The following is a 20,073-nucleotide window of genomic DNA, read 5'->3' as shown; positions in this document are numbered from 1 at the left end:
CCGCAACGCCTCTCGACCGCGCGTACGGAGTTGCCATATGACCGGACCATGGACACTCGTATCTCTCCCTCTTCACTCGTCGGCGCCGCGCCGGACACCATCGCCATCTCCAACGTCAATCTGTCATTGGGCACGGGGGCGGCACGCGTTCACATCCTCAAGGATATCAGCTTGCGCGTCGGCTCGGGGGAGACGATCGGCCTGATCGGCCCGTCAGGCTCGGGCAAATCCACGCTGCTGATGGTGATGGCGGGGCTGGAGCGTCCTGATAGCGGAGAGGTGGTGGTGTCGGGCACGCCTTTCAATGCCCTCGACGAGGACGCGCTGGCCCGCTTCCGCGGCCGCCAGGTCGGCATCGTCTTTCAGTCCTTTCATCTGATCCCGACGATGACGGCGCTGGAGAACGTCGCCGTGCCGCTCGAACTCGCCGGCAATCCCGATGCCGGCAAGCGCGCGGCCGAGGAGCTGCAATCGGTCGGGCTCGGCGATCGCCTGCATCATTATCCGACGCAGCTTTCCGGCGGCGAGCAGCAGCGCGTCGCGCTCGCGCGCGCGCTGGCGCCCGATCCCGCGATCCTCGTCGCGGACGAGCCGACCGGCAATCTCGACGAGGCGACCGGCAAGCAGATCGTCGACCTGCTCTTCACCAAGCATGCCGAGCGCGGCATGACGCTGGTGCTGGTGACGCACGATTCCTCGCTCGCGCAGCGCTGCGATCGCGTGATCCGCCTGCGCTCCGGGCGCATCGACACGCAGACGACCAACGCATGAGCGTCACAGTCGAATCGTTTGCGAAGCCGAACGGCGTCGCGCTGTCGCTGCGTTATGCCATGCGTGAATTGCGCGGGGGCCTGCGCGGCTTCTACGTCTTCATCGCCTGCATCGCGCTCGGCGTGATGGCGATATCAGGCGTCGGCTCGGTGTCGGCAAGCCTGAGCGATGGTCTCGCCCGCGAGGGTCGCACGCTGCTCGGCGGCGACGTGTCGTTCGTGCTGTTCCAGCGTGAAGCCAAACCGGAAGAAGTCGCCTTCCTGCGTTCGCGCGGCACCGTCTCCGTGGCCGCGACCTTGCGCGGCATGGCGCGCTCGGCCGATGGCAAGCTGGCGCTGGTCGAGATGAAGGCGGTCGACGGCACCTACCCGATGCTTGGACAGTTGACGCTGGCCCCGCCGCTGCCGCTGTCTGACCTGCTCGCGGAGCGCGACGGCGCGTTCGGCGCCGCGGCCGATCCGACACTGCTGGCGCGGCTGTCGCTGAAAACAGGCGACCGTGTCACCATCGGCTCCGCAACCTTTCAGATCCGCAGCAGCGTCGAAGCCGAGCCCGACAAGCTCGCCGGCGGCATTGGTTTTGGTCCGCGTTTCCTGATCAGCGAGGCCGGCCTGCGTGCTACCGGATTGATCCAGCCCGGCAGCCTGGTGCGCTGGGTGTATCGCGTGAAGCTGCCGGATACCGCCAACAGCGAGCGCGCCACCGAGGCCTTCATCGCGGATGCGCGCAACGCCGCGCCGCAGGCCGGTTGGGAGGTGCGCAGCCGCTCCAATGCCTCGCCGCAGCTCGAGCGCAACATCAGCCGCTTCACCCAGTTCCTCACCCTTGTCGGCCTTGCCGCGCTACTGGTCGGCGGCGTCGGCGTCGCCAATGCCGTCAAGAGCCATATCGACCGCAGGCTCGAGGTGATCGCAGCGTTCAAGGCCGTCGGCGCCACCGGGCGCGACGTGTTCGGCATCTATCTCGCGCAAGTCGTCCTGCTCGCCGCGATCGGCTCGGTGATCGGGCTGGCACTCGGCGCGGTGATGCCGTTTGCCATTGTCGGCCTGTTCGGAAAGCTGCTGCCGCTGCCGGTGGTGCCGGCCGTGCATGCCGACGAGCTCGCGCTGTCCTTCCTCTACGGCCTGTTGACCGCGCTCGCCTTCGGCCTGTGGCCGCTCGGACGCGTGCATGACGTGCCGGTGGCCGCACTGTTCCGCGACACCATCACCGCCGAATGGCACCGGCCGCGCTGGAGCTATCTCGTATTCATGGCGATCGTCGTCGCGCTGCTGGTTGCCGTGGTGATCGGACTGTCGTTCGACAAGCGCATTGCCGCGGTGTTCGTGGTCTCCTCCGTCGTCGTGTTCGCGGTGCTGCGCGGCGTCGCAGCCGTGCTGATGGCGATCGCGCGCCGGCTGCCGCGCACGCGTTTCACCATGCTGCGGCTGGCGATCGCCAACATCCACCGGCCGGGCGCGCTGACGCCGTCGGTCGTGCTGTCGCTCGGCCTCGGCCTCGCCGTGCTCGTCACCATCACCCAGATCGACGGCAATCTGCGCCGTCAGTTCCTCGCAGCACTTCCCGATCATGCGCCGGCGTTCTACTTCATCGACATTCCGAGCGCGCAGGCCGCCGAGTTCGACGGCTATCTGCGCCAGGTTGCGCCGGGTGCGAAGGTCGAGGACGTGCCGATGCTACGCGGCCGCATCGTCGGCGCCCGCGGCGTCCGCGCCGAGGACCTCAAGCCCACGACCGATTCCGAATGGGTGCTGCAGAGCGACCGCGGCCTGACCTATACCGGCGAGCTGCCGAAGGGCTCCAAGGTGGTCGCGGGCGAATGGTGGGGCGCCGACTATTCCGGCCCGCCGCTGGTCTCGATGGAGAAGAAGATCGCCGACGGCCTCGGCCTCAAGCTCGGCGACGAGGTGGTGGTCAACGTGCTCGGCCGCGACATTCCCGCGAAGATCGGCAATCTCAGGACCATCGACTGGCAGGGGCTCGGCATCAATTTCGTGCTGGTGTTCTCGCCGAACGCCTTCAAGGGCGCGCCGCACACCCACATCGCGACGCTGACCGAAGCCGGCGGCGATGCGAGCGGCGACGGCAAGATCATCAAGCAGGTCGCCGACGCTTACCCAATGGTGACGAGCGTGCGCGTGCGCGAGGTGATGGAGACGGTCGGCGCGGTCGTGACCAACCTCGCGCTCGCGATCCGCGGTGCCAGCGCCGTGACACTGATCTCGGCGATCCTGGTGCTGGGCGGTGCGCTCGCCGCCGGTCATCGCCACCGGGTCTATGATGCGGTGATCCTCAAGACGCTTGGAGCCACGCGGCTGCGGCTGCTCGGCGCCTATGCGCTCGAATATCTCCTGATCGGCCTTGCCACCGCGGTGTTCGGCGTAATCGCCGGCAGCGTCGCGGCGTGGATGATCGTGACGCGGCTGATGACGCTGACCTTCGTCTGGCAGGCCGGCAGCGCGGCCGGCGTGGTCGCGGCTGCCCTGATCGTCACGGTCGGGCTCGGGCTCGCCGGCACGCTGCTGGCGTTGAACAAAAAGCCCGCCACGGTGTTGCGGAATTTGTGACAAAAGGTAGCGGATGGCGGTGCGGGACCGAAATCGCACGATTTCTGCGATTAACCACGCCCGCTTGTCAGGTTCGCGTCAGGAACGCATGCGGAGGGCGACATTCAGCCGCGCGTGGACGGTTGCAGCGGATGTGTTAGTTTCCCACATATCGGATGGGTTCGGAGCTCCGAATTGTTAGCCAGAATTAATGTCGGCAGACATCGGTATCCGAGATAGAATTTGACGAACCGGCGGCACGGCGACCCTCGTACCGGACCGGACCAACCAACGGGAATTCGACCATGTCGGACCTAGACCGCAATTACGCTTCTCCTTTCGGTAGGGCCGCCGGGCGTGTTGACGCCGCGACGGTCGACGCCGGCCTGCGCGCCTATATGCTGCGCATCTACAATTACATGAGCATCGGCCTCGCCATCACCGGTCTGGCCGCGCTCGGTGTCTACATGGCTGCCGTGACTGACGTGCCGACGCCGGAAGCCGTCCGCGTCGGCAAGCTGTTCCTGACGCCGTTCGGCTACGCGATGTTCGTGAGCCCGCTGAAATATCTGTTCATGCTGGCGCCGCTCGCCATGGTGTTCGTGATCTCGGCCGGCATCAACCGCCTGGCACCCTCGACCGCCCAGATCCTGTTCTGGGTGTTCTCGGCGCTGATGGGCATTTCGCTGTCCTCGATCTTCCTGGTGTATACGCACACCTCGATCGTGCGGGTGTTCTTCATCACCGCGGCAACCTTCGGCGCGCTGAGCCTCTACGGCTACACCACCAAGCGTGACATGAGCGGCATGGGCTCGTTCCTGTTCATGGGCCTGATCGGCATCATCATCGCGAGCCTGGTGAACCTGTTCCTGGCCAGCTCGGTGCTGCAGTTCGTGGTGTCCGTGGTCGGCGTTCTCGTGTTCGCGGGCCTCACCGCCTGGGATACGCAGCGGCTGAAGAACGACTACATCTACGGCTACGCGTCAGCCGGCGGTGACATCGCCGAGCGTGCGGCGATTTCCGGTGCGCTGTCGCTGTACTTGAACTTCATCAACCTGTTCACGCTGCTGCTGCAGCTGCTCGGCCAGCGCGACTAAGCGCCAGGACGAGAGAACGGACACGAACCCCGGCCGCGAGGCCGGGGTTTTTGTTTGGGGCCGGGTGTTTCCCTAACCGCCGACATTGCGAGCGCAGCGACGCAATCCAGACTGCCTTCACAGATGCATTCCTGGATTGCTTCGTCGCAAGAGCTCCTCGCAATGACGGGGTGTGTGGAAGCCGCGTTGCCTCTTCCAGCCGTCCTGCGAAGCCTCTAATCTCGCCGCATGTCCGCACCCGAAATCAGGCCCACCACCGAGGCCGACCTTCCCGCCATCACCGCCATCTACCAGCAGGCCGTCCGCGAGGGCACGGCGACATTCGAGATCGATCCGCCCGATCTGGCCGAGATGACGCGCCGCTACCGCGCGCTGGTCGACGGCGGCTATCCCTATTTCGTCGCCACGCTCGACGGCCGCATCGCCGGCTACGCCTATGCCGGCGCCTACCGGCCGCGCCCAGCCTATCGCTTCACGGTCGAGAACTCGATCTATCTGGACCCAAGCTTCCATCGCCGCGGCATCGGCTCTCTGCTGCTGGAGAAGCTGATCACCGCATGCGAGGCGCGCGGGTTCCGCCAGATGATCGCGGTCATCGGCGATTCCGCCAATGCCGGCTCGATCGGCGTGCATACCCGGGGCGGCTTCAAGATGATCGGTACGCATCCGAATGTCGGCCTGAAATTTGGCCGCTGGCTGGATACGGTGATGATGCAGCGCGACCTCGGCGAGGGCGCGAAGACGGTGCCGGAGAAGTAGCTTCTTCGCCACATCACCGGCGTCGCAGGGTGAGCAAAGGCGCGCAGCGCCGTGCCCACGATCTCTCATTCATCTGCGAGCACGTGGGCACGCTTCGCTTTGCCCACCCTGCGGCACCGCGCGTGCCGCTACACCACCGCCAGCTTCCGATCGATCACCAGCAGCACGCGGTCGAGTTCATGGCCGCGGCGCAGGATCAGGCCGGTCGCCGATATCACGCTGTACATGCCCTGCTTGCGCGCGAGCCGCGGGTCTTTCTCGATGCGATAGATCGGCACTTCCGAGGCGCGGCGATAGACCGAGAACACCGCACGGTCCTTCAGGAAGTCGATGGCATAGTCGCGCCATTCACCATCGGCGACCATGCGGCCGTAGAGATTGAGAATTCGGTTCAGCTCGAGCCGGTTGAAGGTCACCCGGTTCGGTTGGGCATTCGCAGCGGCGGGGCGCGCCGCCGCGCGCTGCTCGCTCGGATCGGCATCCTCCGACGTCAAATTCATGGAGCGCCTCCTGTCGCATCAGCATGACCCACGTCCGCGAAGACCGTCCCCGGAGCCGCGGATCATGACAATGGCATGATTGCGCCAACTGTTCCCCACCGCAAGGGGCTCTGAAGGGCCTCTTGGGGATCGTGATTCAACTCGCCGACGGGTTGCGAATCATGACACACGCAACGGTGGAGCTTCACAGCGGCAAACCGTCACGGGATCGTTAGCAGGAATCACAGGATCGCCGCTTTTCCGCCCATCGCCTGCCGCCCTGCACTGCGAAAAGGCTTATGTGCGTTGACCCGGTCCTTTCGGTTCCGGATTCCTCAGCCCCCAGCCCCCCGGGGTCGGACAGGATCGGGTCTGTACGCGCTACAAGGAGGGCCAACGCGAGTTGGTCCTTTTTTGTTTATGGCGGGACGTTTTCGACTCGCTGTCATTCCGGGGCGCGCGAAGCGCGAGCCCGGAATCCATCAATCCAATTTTTCACATTGAGAAATGGATTCCGGGCTCGCGCCAGGAGGCGCGCCGGAATGACGAGCAATCAATTGCCGAGACGATCCAAGCGCGCTTCAGTGCAGCGACGTGTATGCCGCGCCCAGCATCGGGCCGGGCTTGTCGCGGCTGCCGTCCTGGACATAGACCACCGCACCGTCGACGCCATCGCGTGACGTCAGATTCTCGAGCGGCACGGTCCAGCTTTCGGGATGTCCGTTCCAGTCGCCGACCTTAAGCAGATTGCGCACGACATTGTGGTAGGTGATCTGCTGTCCGCGGTTCTCGCCGCGGCCGATCTCGATCGGCACCGATTTCGCGATCGAGCAGATCCAGACCTCGCCATGCGAGACCGTCGGCTCCTTGCTCGCAGCGACCGACACGTTGATCTGCTTGCCCGCCAGCGACATCGTCACCGGCACGCTCATCACGCCGGTGCCAAGGTCGGTCTTGCCGATGGCGCTTTCAATGCCAGCGCGGTCGCTGCCGATGACATGCGCGGCGCCATTGACCACGACCTGCGGCGTATAGACCTCGCGATCACCGCGCATGCGTGAATAGGCGCGCTGCCGCGCCGAGAAACGTGAATCCGCCAGCGTGTCCTTCCAGCCAAGATAATCCCAATAATCGATCGGCATGCTCAGCGCGATGATCGAGGGATCCTTGGCGAGGTCGCCGATGACCTTGTCGGCGGGCGGGCAGGAGGAGCAGCCCTGGGACGTGAAGAGTTCGACCACGGCGCGGGGATCGGCCTCGGCCGGACGGATGACGGCGACGATCGCGCAGATGCCGAGTGCTCCCGACCAGAATGCACCGGACCAGCGCGAAGCGAAATTAGAAGCGATCATTCCAGTCATGTCGAACGTCACACATGGTAGCTCGTGAGGGGGATCTTATCGCCTGATGGTCACCGTAGTCTTACGGGGCGCAGCACCTTCGACCGCCGAAGCGACTTTTTTGCCCGGCGGGTCCACCCGAAGCATGGCCGCAAACGTACGAAGGCGGCCTTTTGATAGGCCGCCTTCGTTTAACCTTCTACTCACGTCGCGGTGAGCCACCGTTCACAAATTCGCGCTTAGGCCGCGAGCTTGCGCAGCACATAGTGCAGAATGCCGCCGTTCCGGTAGTAATCGAGCTCGTCCAGCGTATCGATGCGGCAAAGCAGCGAAACGCGCTGCAGCGAGCCGTCGCCGGACACGATCTCCGCGGTCAGCTTCTGGCGCGGCTTCAGGTCGCCGACGAGGCCACGCAACGTGACCTTCTCGTCGCCCTTCAGGCCGAGCGACGACCACGAAGTGCCGTCCTCGAAGGTGAGCGGGAGCACGCCCATACCGACCAGGTTCGAGCGATGAATGCGCTCGAAGCTCTGGCAGATCACTGCGCGAACGCCGAGCAGGCGCGTGCCCTTTGCAGCCCAGTCGCGCGAGGAGCCATTGCCGTATTCGGCGCCGGCGAACACGACCAGCGGCACCTGCTCCTGCTGGTACTTCATCGCGGCGTCGTAGATCGACATCTGCTCGCCGTCAGGCCAGTGCTTGGTCAGGCCGCCCTCGGGGATGTTTCCATCCGCGCCCTTCAGCATGAAGTTCTTGATGCGGATGTTGGCGAAGGTGCCGCGCATCATCACTTCGTGGTTGCCGCGACGCGTGCCGTACTGGTTGAAGTCGGCGGGGCGCACCTGGTGCTCGCTGAGATATTGGCCCGCGGGCGAGGTGAGCTTGATCGAACCGGCCGGCGAAATGTGGTCGGTGGTGATCTTGTCGCCGAACATGGCGAGGATGCGCGCCTCGACGATGTCGGTGACCGGCTCGGGCTCCTTCTTCATGCCGTCGAAATAGGGCGGGTTCTGCACATAGGTCGACGACATGTTCCAGCGATAGGTCTCGCTCTCGACGGTCTTGATCTTGCGCCAGTTGGTGTCGCCCTTGAACACGTCGGCATACTTCTTCTTGAAGATCGACGCGGTCACGAACTTCTTCATGAAGGCGTTGATCTCCTTGGTCGTCGGCCAGATGTCCTTCAGGTACACCGGCTTGCCATCCTTGCCTTCGCCGAGCGGCTCGACGGCGAGGTTCTTGGTGACGCTGCCCGCGAGCGCATGCGCGACGACCAGCGGCGGCGATGCCAGATAGTTCGCCTGCACGTCCGGCGAGACGCGGCCTTCGAAGTTGCGGTTACCGGAGAGCACGGCGGCGGCGACGATGCCGTTGTCGTTGATCGACTTCGAGATCTCCTCGGGCAGCGGACCGGAATTGCCGATGCAGGTGGTGCAGCCGAAGCCGACCAGGTTGAAGCCGACCTTGTCGAGATCTTTCTGCAGACCGGAATCGGCGAGATAGCCCGCGACGACCTGGCTGCCCGGGGCGAGCGAAGTCTTCACCCACGGCTTGGCCTTGAGGCCCTTCGCTGCGGCGTTACGCGCCAGCAGGCCGGCGCCGATCAGCACGCTCGGATTCGAGGTGTTGGTGCAGGAGGTGATGGCGGCGATGACGACGTCGCCGTGGCCGAGTTCGAAGTCCTTGCCCTCGACGGTAAAGCGCTTCGCCGGCTCCTCGGCCTTCTTGTACTCGGTGCCGAGCGCGAGCGAGAAACCTTCGGCGACAGAGGGCAGCGCGATACGGCCCTCGGGGCGCTTCGGACCAGCCATCGACGGCACGACGTCGCCGAGATCGAGCGTCAGCGTTTCCGTGAACACGGGATCAGCCGACTTGGCAGTGCGGAACAGGCCCTGCGCCTTGGCGTAGGCCTGCACCAGCGCGACGCGCGCCGGAGCGCGGCCGGAGGTCTTGAGGTAGTCGATCGCGGCGGCGTCGACCGGGAAGAAGCCGCAGGTCGCGCCATATTCGGGCGCCATGTTGCCGATGGTCGCCTTGTCGGCGACGGAGAGATTGTCGAGGCCGGGGCCGAAGAACTCGACGAACTTGCCGACCACGCCGAGCTTGCGCAGCATCTGCGTGACGGTGAGCACGAGGTCGGTCGCGGTGACGCCTTCCTTCATCGCACCCTTCAGCTTGAAGCCGACGACGTTGGGCAGCAGCATCGACAGCGGCTGGCCGAGCATGCAGGCTTCCGCCTCGATGCCGCCGACGCCCCAGCCGAGCACGGCGAGACCGTTGACCATGGTGGTGTGCGAGTCGGTGCCGACCAGCGAGTCGGGATAGGCGACCTCGAAGGTGCCGGTCTTCTTGCCGACCGTCATCTTCTCCTTCTTGGTCCACACCGTCTGGGAGAGATATTCGAGATTGACCTGGTGGCAGATGCCGGTGCCGGGCGGCACGACCGAGAAGTTCGAGAACGCCTTCTGGCCCCACTTCAGGAACTCGTAGCGCTCCTGGTTCTGCTTGTACTCTTCCGTGACGTTCTTGCCGAAGGCCTTGTTGTCACCGAAGAAGTTCACGATCACGGAGTGGTCGATGACGAGATCGACCGGCACCAGCGGATTGATCTTCTCGGCATCGCCGCCGAGCTTCTGCATCGCGTTGCGCATCGCGGCGAGATCGACCACCGCGGGAACGCCGGTAAAGTCCTGCATCAGCACGCGGGCGGGGCGGAACGCGATCTCGTGTTCCAGCGACTTCTTGCGCAGCCACTTCGACACCGCGACGATGTCTTCCTTCTTGACCGAGCGGCCGTCCTCATTGCGGAGCAGGTTCTCGAGCAGGACCTTCATCGAATAGGGAAGTTTCGAAATTCCCTTGAGACCGTTCTTCTCCGCCGTGGGCAGGCTGTAATACACATAGGTCTTGGCGCCGACCTTGAGGGTCTTTTTGCATTTGAAGCTGTCGAGCGAGGTCATGAAAGGAAATCCCAATTGTTAGTTCTACCCGGCAGGGGGTATTTTAACACCTTCAGCGTATCGGGCTGGATCGCTTGCAGGGGCAGGTTGAGTTGCTGCATCAAGTAGTTCCGGGCTTATAGAAGCTTTCTAACCGCGCCGCCACAGCCACAATCGAACCCAGCAAGTCGCGAGCCACAAATTCTGATGCGCTACCCCAAGATTTCCTGAGGCCCGACTTTGAACGGGTTGGTACCAGGCCAGATGCAGCTGTCCGGACGCGGGGTGACTTGCGTGCGGGGCGGGCGCGAAGTGTTTTCCGGGCTCGATTTCGAGGCTGCCTCCGGCCAAGCCCTGGCGGTTGTCGGGCGCAATGGATCGGGCAAGACCTCGCTGCTGCGGCTGATCGCCGGGCTGCTCATTCCGGCTGACGGCACGATCTTACTGGGCGGCGGCGACGCCGACATGACGCTGCCCGAGCAGTGCCACTATCTCGGCCATCGCGATGCTCTGAAGCCGGCGCTGAGCGTGGCGGAAAACCTGTCATTCTGGGCTGAATTTCTGGGCGGCGAACGTTGCGACGCCGCCGAAAGCCTCGCCACCGTCGGCCTCGACCACGCCGCCCATCTGCCCGCGGCTTTCCTGTCGGCGGGCCAGCGCCGGCGGCTGTCGCTGGCCCGGCTGCTCACGGTGCGCCGACCCGTCTGGCTGCTCGACGAGCCGACCAACGCGCTGGACGTCGCCGGCCAGGATATGTTCGGCGGCCTGATGCGCGACCATCTGGCGCGCGGCGGGATGATCATTGCGGCGACCCATGGGCCGCTCGGGATCGGTTCGCGGGAGTTGCGGATCGGGGGTGCGGCATGAGACGGCGCGACCCTCAGCTTTCCAAGCGGCTGGGCTCCGCTCTTTCCCTTCCCTCCCCCCTTGCGGGGAAGGGTCAGGGAAAGGGGTGCCACACGGGGACTCTCGCAATCGAACGAAGTCCTTCTCTCGACCCAAGCGCAGCTTTTTCGGGGCTACCCCTCTCCCCAACCCTCCCGCGCAAGGGGGGAGGGAGCGCAGTCTGCTTGAGGCGTGGGCCGGGCTCCCATGTCCATCCGCCCGCCGGAGGGGCCGTCCCATGACCGCCCTCTCCGCCCTGATCCGCCGGGACATCCGGATCGCGCTCCGCGTTGGCGGCGGGGCGCTGATCGGCGTTCTGTTCTTCCTGACCGTGGTGGTGCTGATGCCGTTTGCCGTCGGCCCGGACCTCGCGCTGCTGTCACGGCTGGGACCGGCGATCCTGTGGCTGGGCGCGCTGCTGGCGAGCCTGCTGACGCTCGACCGGCTGTTCATGTCCGACCACGAAGACGGCTCGCTCGACCTGATCGCGATGAGCCGAACCCCGCTGGAACTGGCCTGCGCTGCCAAAGCGCTGGCGCATTGGCTGGCCGCGGGCCTGCCGCTGATTGTCGCAACCCCCGTGCTGGGCCTGCTGCTCAACCTCGATATGGTCGCAACCGGCGCAGTGGCGCTGACGCTGCTCGCGGGCACCCCGGCGCTGACCTTCACCGGCATGATCGGCGCGGCGCTGGCGGTGACGCTGCACCGGGGCGGGCTGCTGATGGCCGTGCTGGTGCTGCCGCTGTCGATCCCGGTGCTGATCTTCGGGGTTGCGGCCTCGCAGGCCGCGATCACGGGACCGTCGTCATTCGGTGCGCCGTTCTCGATCCTCTGCGCGCTGTCGCTGGTGAGCCTCGTGATCGGCCCATTCGCGGCCGCTGCGAGCCTGAAACATGGACTGGACTGACATGGGCTCGGTTGCCTCGACCCCGATCAACTTTCGCTGCGCGCTTTCATGCTGATTGCGTGAGCAGTCTCCGGTGATTATCAGAATAACATGACGCTGATCGACCTCGCCAACCCCACACGGTTCCTCGCGCTCAGTGCACGGGTGCTGCCATGGCTTGCGGCCGCGACAATCATCCTGCTCACGATCGGCCTCTATCAATCCGCTCTTGCGCCTGATGATTATCAGCAGGGCGCAACCGTGAAGATCATGTTCATCCACGTGCCCAATGCGTGGCTGTCGATGTTCGTGTGGGGCGTGATGAGCGTCGCCTCGCTCGGCACGCTGGTGTGGCGCCATCCGCTCGCCGACGTCGCCGCGAAAGCCGCAGCTCCGATCGGCGCCAGCTTCACTTTTCTCGCGCTGCTGACGGGCTCGCTGTGGGGTCGGCCGATGTGGGGCACCTATTGGGAATGGGATGCGCGGCTGACGTCGGTGCTGATCCTGTTCCTGATGTATCTCGGCCTGATGGCGCTGTGGCGCGCGGTGGAGGATCCCTCGCGCGCGGCGCGTGCGGCGGCGGTGCTGACACTGGTCGGCGCGCTCAATCTTCCGATCATCAAGTTCTCGGTCGACTGGTGGAACACGCTGCACCAGCCGGCCTCGGTGATGCGCATGGGCGGTTCCACGCTCGACAAGGCGTTCCTGATTCCGCTGCTGGTGATGGCGGTCGCGTTCACGCTGCTGTTCGTCACGCTGCATCTGGCGGCGATGCGCAACGAGATTTTGCGCCGGCGCGTGCGGTCGTTGCAGATGATGCAAGCGAGCCGCGTCGCGTTTTCGAGCGAAATGGGCACCGGCTCGCGTCAGGAAAACGCATCAACAGGGGCTGCATGATCATGTCGCTTGGTCCCTACGCGTGGTTCATTGTCACGTCATATGCCGCCGCCGGCATCGTGGTCGCGCTGCTGATCGGCTGGGTCATCATCGACTATCGCAACCAGACGCAGCGGCTGCGCCAGCTCGAACGCAGCGGCGTCACCCGCCGTTCGGGCCGCAGCGCGACGGACACACCATGAGCGATCAAACAACCTCCGCGCCGCCGCAGCGCCGCACCTTCCTGATGGTGCTGCCGCTGCTCGCCTTCATCGGACTTGCCGTGCTGTTCTGGTTCCGGCTCGGCAGCAGCGATCCTTCGCGCATTCCCTCTGCGCTGATTGGTCACCCCGCGCCGCAGACCACGCTGCCGCCGCTCGAGGGGTTGCAGGCCGATAGCGCCCAGGTGCCGGGGCTCGATCCCGCCGCGTTCAAGGGCAAGGTCAGCCTCGTCAACGTCTGGGCCTCCTGGTGCGTCCCCTGCCACGACGAGGCACCGCTGCTGACGGAGCTCGCCAAGGACAAGCGCTTCCAGATCGTCGGCATCAACTACAAGGACGCGCCGGATAACGCGCGCCGCTTCCTCGGGCGCTACGGCAATCCGTTCGGCCGCGTCGGCGCCGACGCCAATGGCCGCGCCTCGATCGAATGGGGCGTCTACGGCGTGCCCGAGACCTTCGTCGTCGGCCCCGAAGGCACCATCGTCTACAAGCTGGTCGGGCCGATCACGGCAGAAAACTATCGGACGGTGCTGCTGCCGCAGATGGAGAAGGCGTTGAAGGCGGGATCTTAGCCAAGCCGGTCATTGCGAGCGCGCTCTCGCCGCGTCATTGCGAGGAGCTCTTGCGACGAAGCAATGACGAGTGGAGAGACCGTCAGCCCTTCCGCACATCCCCCGCCTCGGCCTCACTGGTCTCCAGCGACACCGGCTCGACACCGTAGCGTTTGGTCAGCGGCATCTGGGCGATGGCGAAGATCATGGTCAGCGGCGTGACGCCGAACACCTTGAAGTTCACCCAGAAGTCCGTGCTCTGGGTGCGCCAGACGATCTCGTTCAGCACCGCCATGCCGGCGAAGAACAGCGCCCAGCGCAGGGTGAGGATGCGCCAGCCCTGCGGGGTCAGGTTGAACATCTGGTCAAACATCACGGCGATGAAGGAACGGCCGAACAACAAGCCGCCGCCGAGGATCGCGGCGAACAGGCCGTAGATGATGGTCGGCTTGACCTTGATGAAGGTCTCGTCGTGCAGCACCAGCGTCAGCGTGCCGAACACCAGCACGATCACGCCTGTGACGATCGCCATGATCGGGATATGGCGCGTCACCACATAGGACGCGATCATCGCCGCCACGATCGCGACCATGAAGGCGCCGGTCGCCGCAAACAGGTTGAACTTCGCATTGACGAAGAAGAACACGAGCAGCGGACCGAGTTCGGTCGCAAGCTTGAACAGCGGATGCGGCTGGGTCTTGTCCATTCTCTAGCTTTCGATTCCGGCGATGGCGCGGGCGAAATCGCGCGCGGTGAACGGCGCGAGATCGTCGACGCCTTCGCCGACGCCGATGAAATGCACCGGCAGTTTGAATTTCTCCGCGAGCGCCACCAGGATGCCGCCGCGCGCGGTGCCGTCGAGCTTGGTCATCACCAGGCCGGTCACCCCCGCCGTGCGATGGAAGGCCTCGACCTGCGACAGCGCGTTCTGGCCGACGGTGGCGTCGAGCACGAGCAGCACCGCGTGCGGCGCCGAAGCGTCCACCTTGCGGATGACGCGCACGACCTTCTCGAGCTCGTTCATCAGCTCGGCCTTGTTCTGCAGGCGGCCGGCGGTGTCGATCAGGAGCACGTCGACGTTCTGCTCTTTCGCCGCGGTCAGCGCGTTGAAGGCGAGGCTCGCCGAGTCCGAGCCCTGCGCGCCCGCGACGACCGGCGTCCTGGTGCGCTCGCCCCAGACCTTGAGCTGTTCGATGGCTGCTGCTCGAAACGTGTCGCCGGCGGCCAGCATCACCTTGCGGCCTTCGGACGCAAATTTTTGCGAGAGCTTGCCGATGGTCGTGGTCTTGCCGGAACCGTTGACGCCGACCACGAGGATCACGAACGGCTTCTTGCCCGCCTCGATCTCGAGGGGCTTCGCCACCGGCGCCAGCACCTTCTCGACCTCGGTCGCGACCACGTCCTTGACCTCGTCGGGCGAAATCGCCTTGTCGTAGCGCCCGGTGCCGACCGCATCGGCGATCCGCACCGCGACTGCGGTGCCGAGATCGGCGCGCAGCAGCACGTCCTCGATGTCGTCGAGCATGGCGCGGTCGAGCTTGCGCTTGGTGACGAGGTCGGCGACCGCGGTCCCAAGCGAGGACGAGGTGCGCTTCAGCCCGTTCGACAGGCGGCGCCACCAGCTCAGCTTGGGGGTGTCAGTGGTATCGTTCATGGTGGCGGTGTGTTAGCCGTTCCCGCCTCTAAACGAAAGTGTTGAGCCAAAGGTCCTGCAATTGCTCGATGTTCCCCAATTGACCGCCGAGGAGATCCAGGCGCGCGTACTTCATCGCGACGGGCTGATGCTGATCATCGACAAGCCCTCGGGCCTGCCGGTGCATCGCGGCCCCAAGGGCGGCGCCAATCTGGAAGACTCCTTCCACGCGCTCCAGTTCGGGCTGCCCCGGCCGCCGGTGCTGGCCCACCGGCTGGACAAGGACACCTCGGGCTGCCTCGTGCTCGGCCGCCATCGGAAAGCCACCGCCTCGCTCGGCTTGCTCTTCAAGCACGGCAAGATCGGCAAGACCTACTGGACCGTGGTCGAGGGCGGGCCTGCCGAGGACGAAGGTACCATCGACATGCCGCTCGGCCGGCTCAATGCCGAGCGTGGCTGGTGGCAAAAACCGGACCCGGAGGGGCAGAAGGCGATCACCAACTGGAAGGTGATGGGCCGGGGCGACGGCTTCACCTGGCTCGCCATGGAACCGGTGACCGGCCGAACCCATCAATTGCGGGTGCATTCGTCCGCGACCGGCTGGCCGATCTTCGGCGACAACATTTACGGCAACGGCCCGCGCTTCGGCGAGCCGAAGCTGCATTTGCACTCCCGCGAGATCGTGGTGCCGATCTCGCGGAACAAGGAGCCAGTCCGCGTCGTCGCGCCGGCCCCGCCCCACATGCACGAAAAACTCCGCGCCTGCGGCTGGAACGGGGAATAGCGACTTCTCCAAGGCATGGTTTACGAAACGTTCAGTGCTCGTCGCTAATGATGGCGGTTGCTTAGAACAAGCTTCCGTCATCCGCTCAGGACGAGCAACGCGTCATGTCCACGGCCCAGCTATCGATCATCGACGAGGTCGAATCCGCAATCCGGACCGGCTCGTCGGAAAAGGGCCTGGAGACCGCCCGGCGCGTCACCGACCTGTTTCTCTCCTCCGCCGGAAGCTTCAACGACGAGCAGATCGCGCTGTTCGACGACGTGCTCGAGCGGCTGATCGGTACTATCGAGCTGCGCGCCATCGCCGACATGGGCGCGCGCGTTGCGCTGGCCGAGATCAGCACCCAGCTCGCGCCGATCGCGCAGGCGCCGCCCTCCGTCATCCGCCGCCTCGCCAACAATGACGAAATCCGCATCGCCGGTCCCGTGCTCCAGGAATCTGCGCGCCTCGACGACGGCGAACTGGTGAAGATCGCCTCCAGCAAGGGCGAGACGCATCTGCTCGCGGTCGCCGGCCGCTGGTGGCTGAAGGAGATCGTCACCGACGCGCTGCTGGCGCGCCGCTATCCGAGCGTGAGCCGGCGGCTCGCCGCCAATCCCGGCGCGCGCCTGTCCGGAAAGGGCTTCACCGTCATCGTGGGACAGGCCGAGAGCGATCCCGAGCTCGCGGTCAACATCGGCGTCCGCGTCGACCTGCCATCGGACCTGCGCCGCCGATTGCTGCGTTCCGCAACCGACACCGTTCGCACCCGCCTGTTGTCGCGCGCGCCGCCAGACCTGTTCGACGAAATCCAGAATGCGATCGCCGCGGTGACCGTCGGCGTCGAGCGCGAGATGTCGGGCGTGCGCGATTTCGAGGGCGCCAAGCGTGCCATCGGAAACCTCAAGGCAACCGGCCAGCTCAACGAGGCGACGCTGCTCGGCTTCGCCAGGCAGCGGCGCTACGAGGAGGCCGTAGCTGCGCTGGCGGCACTGTCCGGCTCGACCGTGGAGGTGATTCGTCCGCTGATGCAGAGCCTGCGCGAAGACGGACTGCTGGTGCCGTGCAAGGCGGCGCAGCTGAGCTGGGAAACCACCGCCGCCGTGCTCGAAAGCCGGTTTGCGACCGGCGCGATGAAGCCCGCGGATGTTGCAAGAGCAAAGAACAATTTTGCACGCATGTCGCCGGAGAACGCGCGGCGCACGCTGCGCTTCTGGCAGGTGCGGGCGTCGTAGCTATATCGTGAGCCGCTCGCCATCGCTGCCGACGATCGTCAACGGCACGACACTGCCCACGCGCTCACCGGCAATCGCCACCGGCAGATAATGCTGGGTGCGCCCCTGCCCGTCGCTCTCGATCAGCACATCGCGCGTCGCGCCGATCTCTGCATCCAGCCGCTTCCGTAACGCAGCTTCGCCCGCCGCACGCAGCCGTTTCGCGCGCCCCTTGATCGCGGGCCCCGCAACCTGCGGCATCTTCGCGGCCGGCGTGCCGGGGCGTGGCGAGTACGGGAAGACGTGCAGGAACGTCAGGCCGCATTCGTCGACCAGGTCGAGCGAGCGCGAAAACATCTCCTCGGTCTCGGTCGGAAAGCCTGCGATGATGTCAGCACCGAAGACGATATCCGGCCGCAGCCGCCGCACCTGATCGCAGAACGCGATCGCGTCGCTCCGCAAATGCCGCCGTTTCATGCGCTTCAGGATCATGTCGTCGCCGGACTGCAGCGACAGATGCAGATGCGGCATCAGCCGCGCATCATCAGCGATCGCATCTAACAGATCGGCATCCGCCTCGATCGAATCGATCGAGGAAATGCGCAGGCGCTTCAGCTCCGGCACGTGCCGCAAGATCTGCCTGGTGAGCATGCCGAGCTTGGGCGCGCCCGGCAGGTCGGTGCCGTAGCTGGTGAGATCGACGCCGGTGAGCACGATCTCGGCATGGCCACGTTCGACCAGCGTGCGCACCTGATCCACCACCGCGCCCATCGGCACCGAACGCGAATTGCCGCGGCCATAGGGGATGATGCAGAAGGTGCAGCGATGATCGCAGCCGTTCTGGACCTGCACGAACACGCGCGGCAGGCCGCTCGCATAGCCGTCGATCAGATGTGGCGCCATCTCCCTGACGGCCATGATGTCGCTGACGGCGATCTTCTCGCCGGCGCCGAGATCGAAGGCCTCGCGCGCCGCGCGCCAGGCGTCGCCGCGCATCTTGTCGTCATTGCCGACGACGCGATCGACCTCGGCCATCTCGGCGAACATGCCGCTTTGCGTCTGCGCGGCGCAGCCGGTGACGACGATGCGCGCATGGGGCCGCTCGCGCTTCAACTTGCGGATCGACTGGCGCGCCTGCGCCACCGCCTCGTTGGTGACGGCGCAGCTGTTGATGACGATGGTGTCGGAAAGACCCGCGCCTTCCGCCTTGCTGCGGATCACCTCGGCCTCGAAGGCGTTGAGGCGGCAGCCGAAGGTGACGATATCGACGGCCATCAGCCGGCCGGCGCGAACAGCGCCGGATCGAAATTGCCTTCATATTCGAAGGTCGCGGTGCCCGTCATCAGCACGTGGTCGTCGCGCTCGCGCCATTCGATGCCAAGCCTGCCGCCGGGCAGCGTCATCTCGACCTTGCGCTCGGTGCGCTTCAGCCGCGCCGCCGCAACCGCAGTCGCGCACGCCGCCGAACCGCAGGCCCTGGTGAGGCCAGCGCCACGCTCCCAGGTGCGCATGGTGATGTGCTCGCGATCGGCGATATGAGCGAGCGTGATGTTGGCGCGTTCGGGGAAGATCGGATGATTTTCCAGCAGCGGCCCAAAGCGCTCGAGATCATAGGCGTTGACGTCGTCGACCCAGAAGATCGCGTGCGGATTGCCCATGCTGACCACGGATGGCGAATGCAGGATCGGCTTGTCGATCGGTCCGATCTGCAATTCGATATAGCGGGTGTCGCGAAACTCTTCCGCCAGCGGAATGTCCTGCCAGCCGAACTTCGGCGCACCCATGTCGACGGTGTAGAGATCGGGCGCCGGCCCCTGCCAGGCATTGAGCAGGCCGGCCGCGGTCTCGAAGGTCGCCGTGGCCTGTCCGGTCTTTTCGAAGATGCGACGAACCACGCAGCGCATGCCGTTGCCGCACGCACCGGCTTCCGAACCGTCATTGTTGTAGATGCTGATGAAGGCTTCGGTGCCGTCGAGCCGCGGCTTCTGCAGCACCATGAGCTGGTCATAGGGCACGCCGCCCTGCGCGGACGCCACCGCACGGGCGTCGTCCGGCGTGATCTTGTCGGCGGAATCGCGCATATCGACAACGACGATCTCGTTGCCGATGCCGTTCATCTTGGCAAATGCGTGGTTGGCCAGCGCGCTCATGAAAATTCCCGAATTTCGCCTGCCTTATATGGCGATCCTTGGCCCGCTTGGCCAGTGATTTACGGCCCGAGGCCCAGACGTCTGCCATGACGCATCTGTCATGGGACGAATTTGGCGCTCGCGTGTTAGAACGGCGCAATTCGCGCGATCAGGGATGTGCGGCCGGATCTGGGCCTTGGTGGGCAAGGCTTTGATGCGGAAGGTTTTGGGGAGAATAGAATGATCGGGTTTCGTCGTTTCGCACTGGCCGCGCTGATCCCGGCAGCGGCCTTGACGCTTGGCCTGCCCGGCGTGCTCGCGCAGACCCCGAGCCCGGCGCCCGCGGCGTCGGCGAGCCCCGCGCCGGCCCCGTCGGCCGCGCCCGCCCCGGCTGCGAGCGCTTCGCCCACGCCAGCGGCAACGCCGTCGCCGGCGGCATCGCCCTCCCCCGCCGCCAGCGCCTCACCGAGCCCGGCGGCTCCGCCCCCTGCCGCGGCCGCCACACCCGCCCCGGTACAGACCGCCGATCCGTTTGGGCTGGAGACCACGCTCGAGGCCAGGAAGGTCGTGATGATCAAGGGCACCGCCAATTGGGACTCCGCCTTCGACACGCTGATCGACTCCTTCAAGGCGCTGACCGCGCTGCTGGACAAGCAGGGCATCAAGCGCGCCGGCAATCCGATGATTGTCTACACCTCGACGGACGATACCGGCTTCACCTTCCTCGCCGAGATCCCGGTCGATCAGGATCCGAAGAACCTGACCAAGGACATGAGCATCGGAAAATCGCCGGAAGGCAAGGCGCTGAAATTCGTTCATCACGGCTCTTACGACAACATGGACAATACCTATGAGGCGATCACCAATCACCTCGACGACAAGAAGCTCGAAGCCAAGGACACGTTCGTCGAGGAGTACGTCACCGATCCCCTGAAGACGGCCGAGGACAAGCTCGTGATCAATGTGTTCGTGCCGCTGAAGTGA

General features: G+C 65.3%; 19 protein-coding genes. 12 read left to right on the top strand and 7 right to left on the bottom strand.

The genetic code is table 11. From position 1 onward, the window contains the following. The first annotated feature begins 48 nt into the window (after positions 1-48). The 4 genes from JQ631_RS20060 (at position 49) to JQ631_RS20045 (ending at position 5,173) form a co-directional block, all read left to right on the top strand. Positions 49-771, top strand: coding sequence for an ABC transporter ATP-binding protein (locus tag JQ631_RS20060; protein ID WP_212328383.1), 723 nt, complete (start codon positions 49-51; stop codon positions 769-771). Next, positions 768-3,338 (top strand): ABC transporter permease, encoded by a 2,571-nt coding sequence (locus JQ631_RS20055; RefSeq protein WP_212328382.1) that lies wholly within the window; start codon positions 768-770, stop codon positions 3,336-3,338. Before JQ631_RS20060 ends, JQ631_RS20055 begins: the two co-directional genes overlap by 4 nt. 284 nt (positions 3,339-3,622) lie before the next feature. Next, positions 3,623-4,414, top strand: coding sequence for a Bax inhibitor-1/YccA family protein (locus JQ631_RS20050; RefSeq protein WP_187437545.1), 792 nt, complete (start codon positions 3,623-3,625; stop codon positions 4,412-4,414). Positions 4,415-4,642: 228 nt separating this feature from the next. Then, complete coding sequence (locus tag JQ631_RS20045; RefSeq protein ID WP_212328381.1) at positions 4,643-5,173, top strand: GNAT family N-acetyltransferase; 531 nt, start codon at positions 4,643-4,645, stop codon at positions 5,171-5,173. A gap of 128 nt (positions 5,174-5,301) precedes the next feature. Here JQ631_RS20045 and JQ631_RS20040 read toward each other — a convergent pair whose 3' ends face one another. The 3 genes from JQ631_RS20040 to acnA form a co-directional block, all read right to left on the bottom strand. Then, positions 5,302-5,673 (bottom strand): DUF2794 domain-containing protein, encoded by a 372-nt coding sequence (locus tag JQ631_RS20040; RefSeq protein WP_212328380.1) that lies wholly within the window; start codon positions 5,671-5,673, stop codon positions 5,302-5,304. A gap of 560 nt (positions 5,674-6,233) precedes the next feature. Next, positions 6,234-7,013 (bottom strand): DUF1223 domain-containing protein, encoded by a 780-nt coding sequence (locus tag JQ631_RS20035; protein WP_212328379.1) that lies wholly within the window; start codon positions 7,011-7,013, stop codon positions 6,234-6,236. Positions 7,014-7,231: 218 nt separating this feature from the next. Further along, positions 7,232-9,952, bottom strand: a complete 2,721-nt coding sequence (gene acnA / locus JQ631_RS20030; protein WP_212328378.1) for an aconitate hydratase AcnA — start codon at positions 9,950-9,952, stop codon at positions 7,232-7,234. A 243-nt stretch (positions 9,953-10,195) separates the two neighbouring features. Here acnA and ccmA point away from each other — a divergent pair, with 243 nt between their 5' ends. From ccmA to JQ631_RS20005, 5 genes are all read left to right on the top strand, one after another. Then, positions 10,196-10,798, top strand: a complete 603-nt coding sequence (gene ccmA / locus JQ631_RS20025; protein ID WP_212328376.1) for a heme ABC exporter ATP-binding protein CcmA — start codon at positions 10,196-10,198, stop codon at positions 10,796-10,798. A gap of 256 nt (positions 10,799-11,054) precedes the next feature. Continuing rightward, positions 11,055-11,723: a heme exporter protein CcmB gene (ccmB, locus tag JQ631_RS20020; protein ID WP_212328375.1), complete on the top strand. Its 669-nt coding sequence runs from the start codon at positions 11,055-11,057 to the stop codon at positions 11,721-11,723. Positions 11,724-11,813: 90 nt separating this feature from the next. Further along, positions 11,814-12,599, top strand: a complete 786-nt coding sequence (locus JQ631_RS20015) for a heme ABC transporter permease (protein ID WP_212328374.1) — start codon at positions 11,814-11,816, stop codon at positions 12,597-12,599. Then, positions 12,596-12,781 (top strand): heme exporter protein CcmD, encoded by a 186-nt coding sequence (gene ccmD, locus JQ631_RS20010; protein ID WP_212328373.1) that lies wholly within the window; start codon positions 12,596-12,598, stop codon positions 12,779-12,781. Before JQ631_RS20015 ends, ccmD begins: the two co-directional genes overlap by 4 nt. Continuing rightward, positions 12,778-13,371 carry a DsbE family thiol:disulfide interchange protein gene (locus tag JQ631_RS20005; protein WP_212328372.1) on the top strand — a complete coding sequence of 198 codons (594 nt, stop codon included), beginning with the start codon at positions 12,778-12,780 and terminating at the stop codon, positions 13,369-13,371. Before ccmD ends, JQ631_RS20005 begins: the two co-directional genes overlap by 4 nt. 82 nt (positions 13,372-13,453) lie before the next feature. Here the strand turns inward: JQ631_RS20005 and JQ631_RS20000 are convergent, their stop codons facing one another. Then, positions 13,454-14,056 carry a septation protein A gene (locus tag JQ631_RS20000; protein WP_148778471.1) on the bottom strand — a complete coding sequence of 201 codons (603 nt, stop codon included), beginning with the start codon at positions 14,054-14,056 and terminating at the stop codon, positions 13,454-13,456. A 3-nt stretch (positions 14,057-14,059) separates the two neighbouring features. After that, complete coding sequence (gene ftsY, locus JQ631_RS19995) at positions 14,060-15,004, bottom strand: signal recognition particle-docking protein FtsY (RefSeq protein ID WP_212328371.1); 945 nt, start codon at positions 15,002-15,004, stop codon at positions 14,060-14,062. Between the two features lie 61 nt (positions 15,005-15,065). Here ftsY and JQ631_RS19990 point away from each other — a divergent pair, with 61 nt between their 5' ends. After that, a complete protein-coding gene (locus JQ631_RS19990; protein WP_212328370.1) occupies positions 15,066-15,767 on the top strand; it encodes an RluA family pseudouridine synthase in 702 nt (233 codons plus the stop codon). Positions 15,768-15,871: 104 nt separating this feature from the next. Then, entirely contained in the window at positions 15,872-16,981 is a 1,110-nt protein-coding gene (locus JQ631_RS19985) for a DUF2336 domain-containing protein (protein ID WP_212328369.1), read from the top strand. Here JQ631_RS19985 and mtaB read toward each other — a convergent pair whose 3' ends face one another. Together mtaB and dapF are read right to left on the bottom strand one after the other, a co-directional pair. After that, positions 16,982-18,235, bottom strand: coding sequence for a tRNA (N(6)-L-threonylcarbamoyladenosine(37)-C(2))-methylthiotransferase MtaB (gene mtaB / locus JQ631_RS19980; protein ID WP_212328367.1), 1,254 nt, complete (start codon positions 18,233-18,235; stop codon positions 16,982-16,984). After that, positions 18,235-19,110, bottom strand: coding sequence for a diaminopimelate epimerase (gene dapF / locus JQ631_RS19975; RefSeq protein WP_212328366.1), 876 nt, complete (start codon positions 19,108-19,110; stop codon positions 18,235-18,237). The genes mtaB and dapF overlap by 1 nt, the downstream gene beginning before the upstream one ends. Positions 19,111-19,329: 219 nt before the next feature. Between dapF and JQ631_RS19970 the strand changes: the two genes are divergently transcribed. After that, a complete protein-coding gene (locus JQ631_RS19970) occupies positions 19,330-20,073 on the top strand; it encodes a GyrI-like domain-containing protein (protein WP_212328365.1) in 744 nt (247 codons plus the stop codon).

This window comes from Bradyrhizobium manausense (assembly GCF_018131105.1).
Lineage (GTDB): Bacteria > Pseudomonadota > Alphaproteobacteria > Rhizobiales > Xanthobacteraceae > Bradyrhizobium > Bradyrhizobium manausense_B.
This window is presented reverse-complemented; position numbering and strand designations above follow the sequence as displayed.

Excerpts from the sequence above, each read along its gene's own strand:
- ccmB (WP_212328375.1), top strand. The coding sequence starts at position 11,055 with ATGACCGCCCTCTCCGCCCTGATCCGCCGGGACATCCGGATCGCGCTC.
- mtaB (WP_212328367.1), bottom strand. The coding sequence starts at position 18,235 with ATGGCCGTCGATATCGTCACCTTCGGCTGCCGCCTCAACGCCTTCGAG.
- JQ631_RS20040 (WP_212328380.1), bottom strand. The coding sequence starts at position 5,673 with ATGAATTTGACGTCGGAGGATGCCGATCCGAGCGAGCAGCGCGCGGCG.
- JQ631_RS20000 (WP_148778471.1), bottom strand. The coding sequence starts at position 14,056 with ATGGACAAGACCCAGCCGCATCCGCTGTTCAAGCTTGCGACCGAACTC.
- JQ631_RS20005 (WP_212328372.1), top strand. The coding sequence starts at position 12,778 with ATGAGCGATCAAACAACCTCCGCGCCGCCGCAGCGCCGCACCTTCCTG.
- ftsY (WP_212328371.1), bottom strand. The coding sequence starts at position 15,004 with ATGAACGATACCACTGACACCCCCAAGCTGAGCTGGTGGCGCCGCCTG.
- JQ631_RS20060 (WP_212328383.1), top strand. The coding sequence starts at position 49 with ATGGACACTCGTATCTCTCCCTCTTCACTCGTCGGCGCCGCGCCGGAC.
- JQ631_RS20045 (WP_212328381.1), top strand. The coding sequence starts at position 4,643 with ATGTCCGCACCCGAAATCAGGCCCACCACCGAGGCCGACCTTCCCGCC.
- JQ631_RS19985 (WP_212328369.1), top strand. The coding sequence starts at position 15,872 with ATGTCCACGGCCCAGCTATCGATCATCGACGAGGTCGAATCCGCAATC.
- JQ631_RS20050 (WP_187437545.1), top strand. The coding sequence starts at position 3,623 with ATGTCGGACCTAGACCGCAATTACGCTTCTCCTTTCGGTAGGGCCGCC.
- JQ631_RS20035 (WP_212328379.1), bottom strand. The coding sequence starts at position 7,013 with ATGACTGGAATGATCGCTTCTAATTTCGCTTCGCGCTGGTCCGGTGCA.
- JQ631_RS20055 (WP_212328382.1), top strand. The coding sequence starts at position 768 with ATGAGCGTCACAGTCGAATCGTTTGCGAAGCCGAACGGCGTCGCGCTG.
- JQ631_RS19970 (WP_212328365.1), top strand. The coding sequence starts at position 19,330 with ATGATCGGGTTTCGTCGTTTCGCACTGGCCGCGCTGATCCCGGCAGCG.
- acnA (WP_212328378.1), bottom strand. The coding sequence starts at position 9,952 with ATGACCTCGCTCGACAGCTTCAAATGCAAAAAGACCCTCAAGGTCGGC.
- ccmD (WP_212328373.1), top strand. The coding sequence starts at position 12,596 with ATGATCATGTCGCTTGGTCCCTACGCGTGGTTCATTGTCACGTCATAT.
- ccmA (WP_212328376.1), top strand. The coding sequence starts at position 10,196 with ATGCAGCTGTCCGGACGCGGGGTGACTTGCGTGCGGGGCGGGCGCGAA.
- dapF (WP_212328366.1), bottom strand. The coding sequence starts at position 19,110 with ATGAGCGCGCTGGCCAACCACGCATTTGCCAAGATGAACGGCATCGGC.
- JQ631_RS20015 (WP_212328374.1), top strand. The coding sequence starts at position 11,814 with ATGACGCTGATCGACCTCGCCAACCCCACACGGTTCCTCGCGCTCAGT.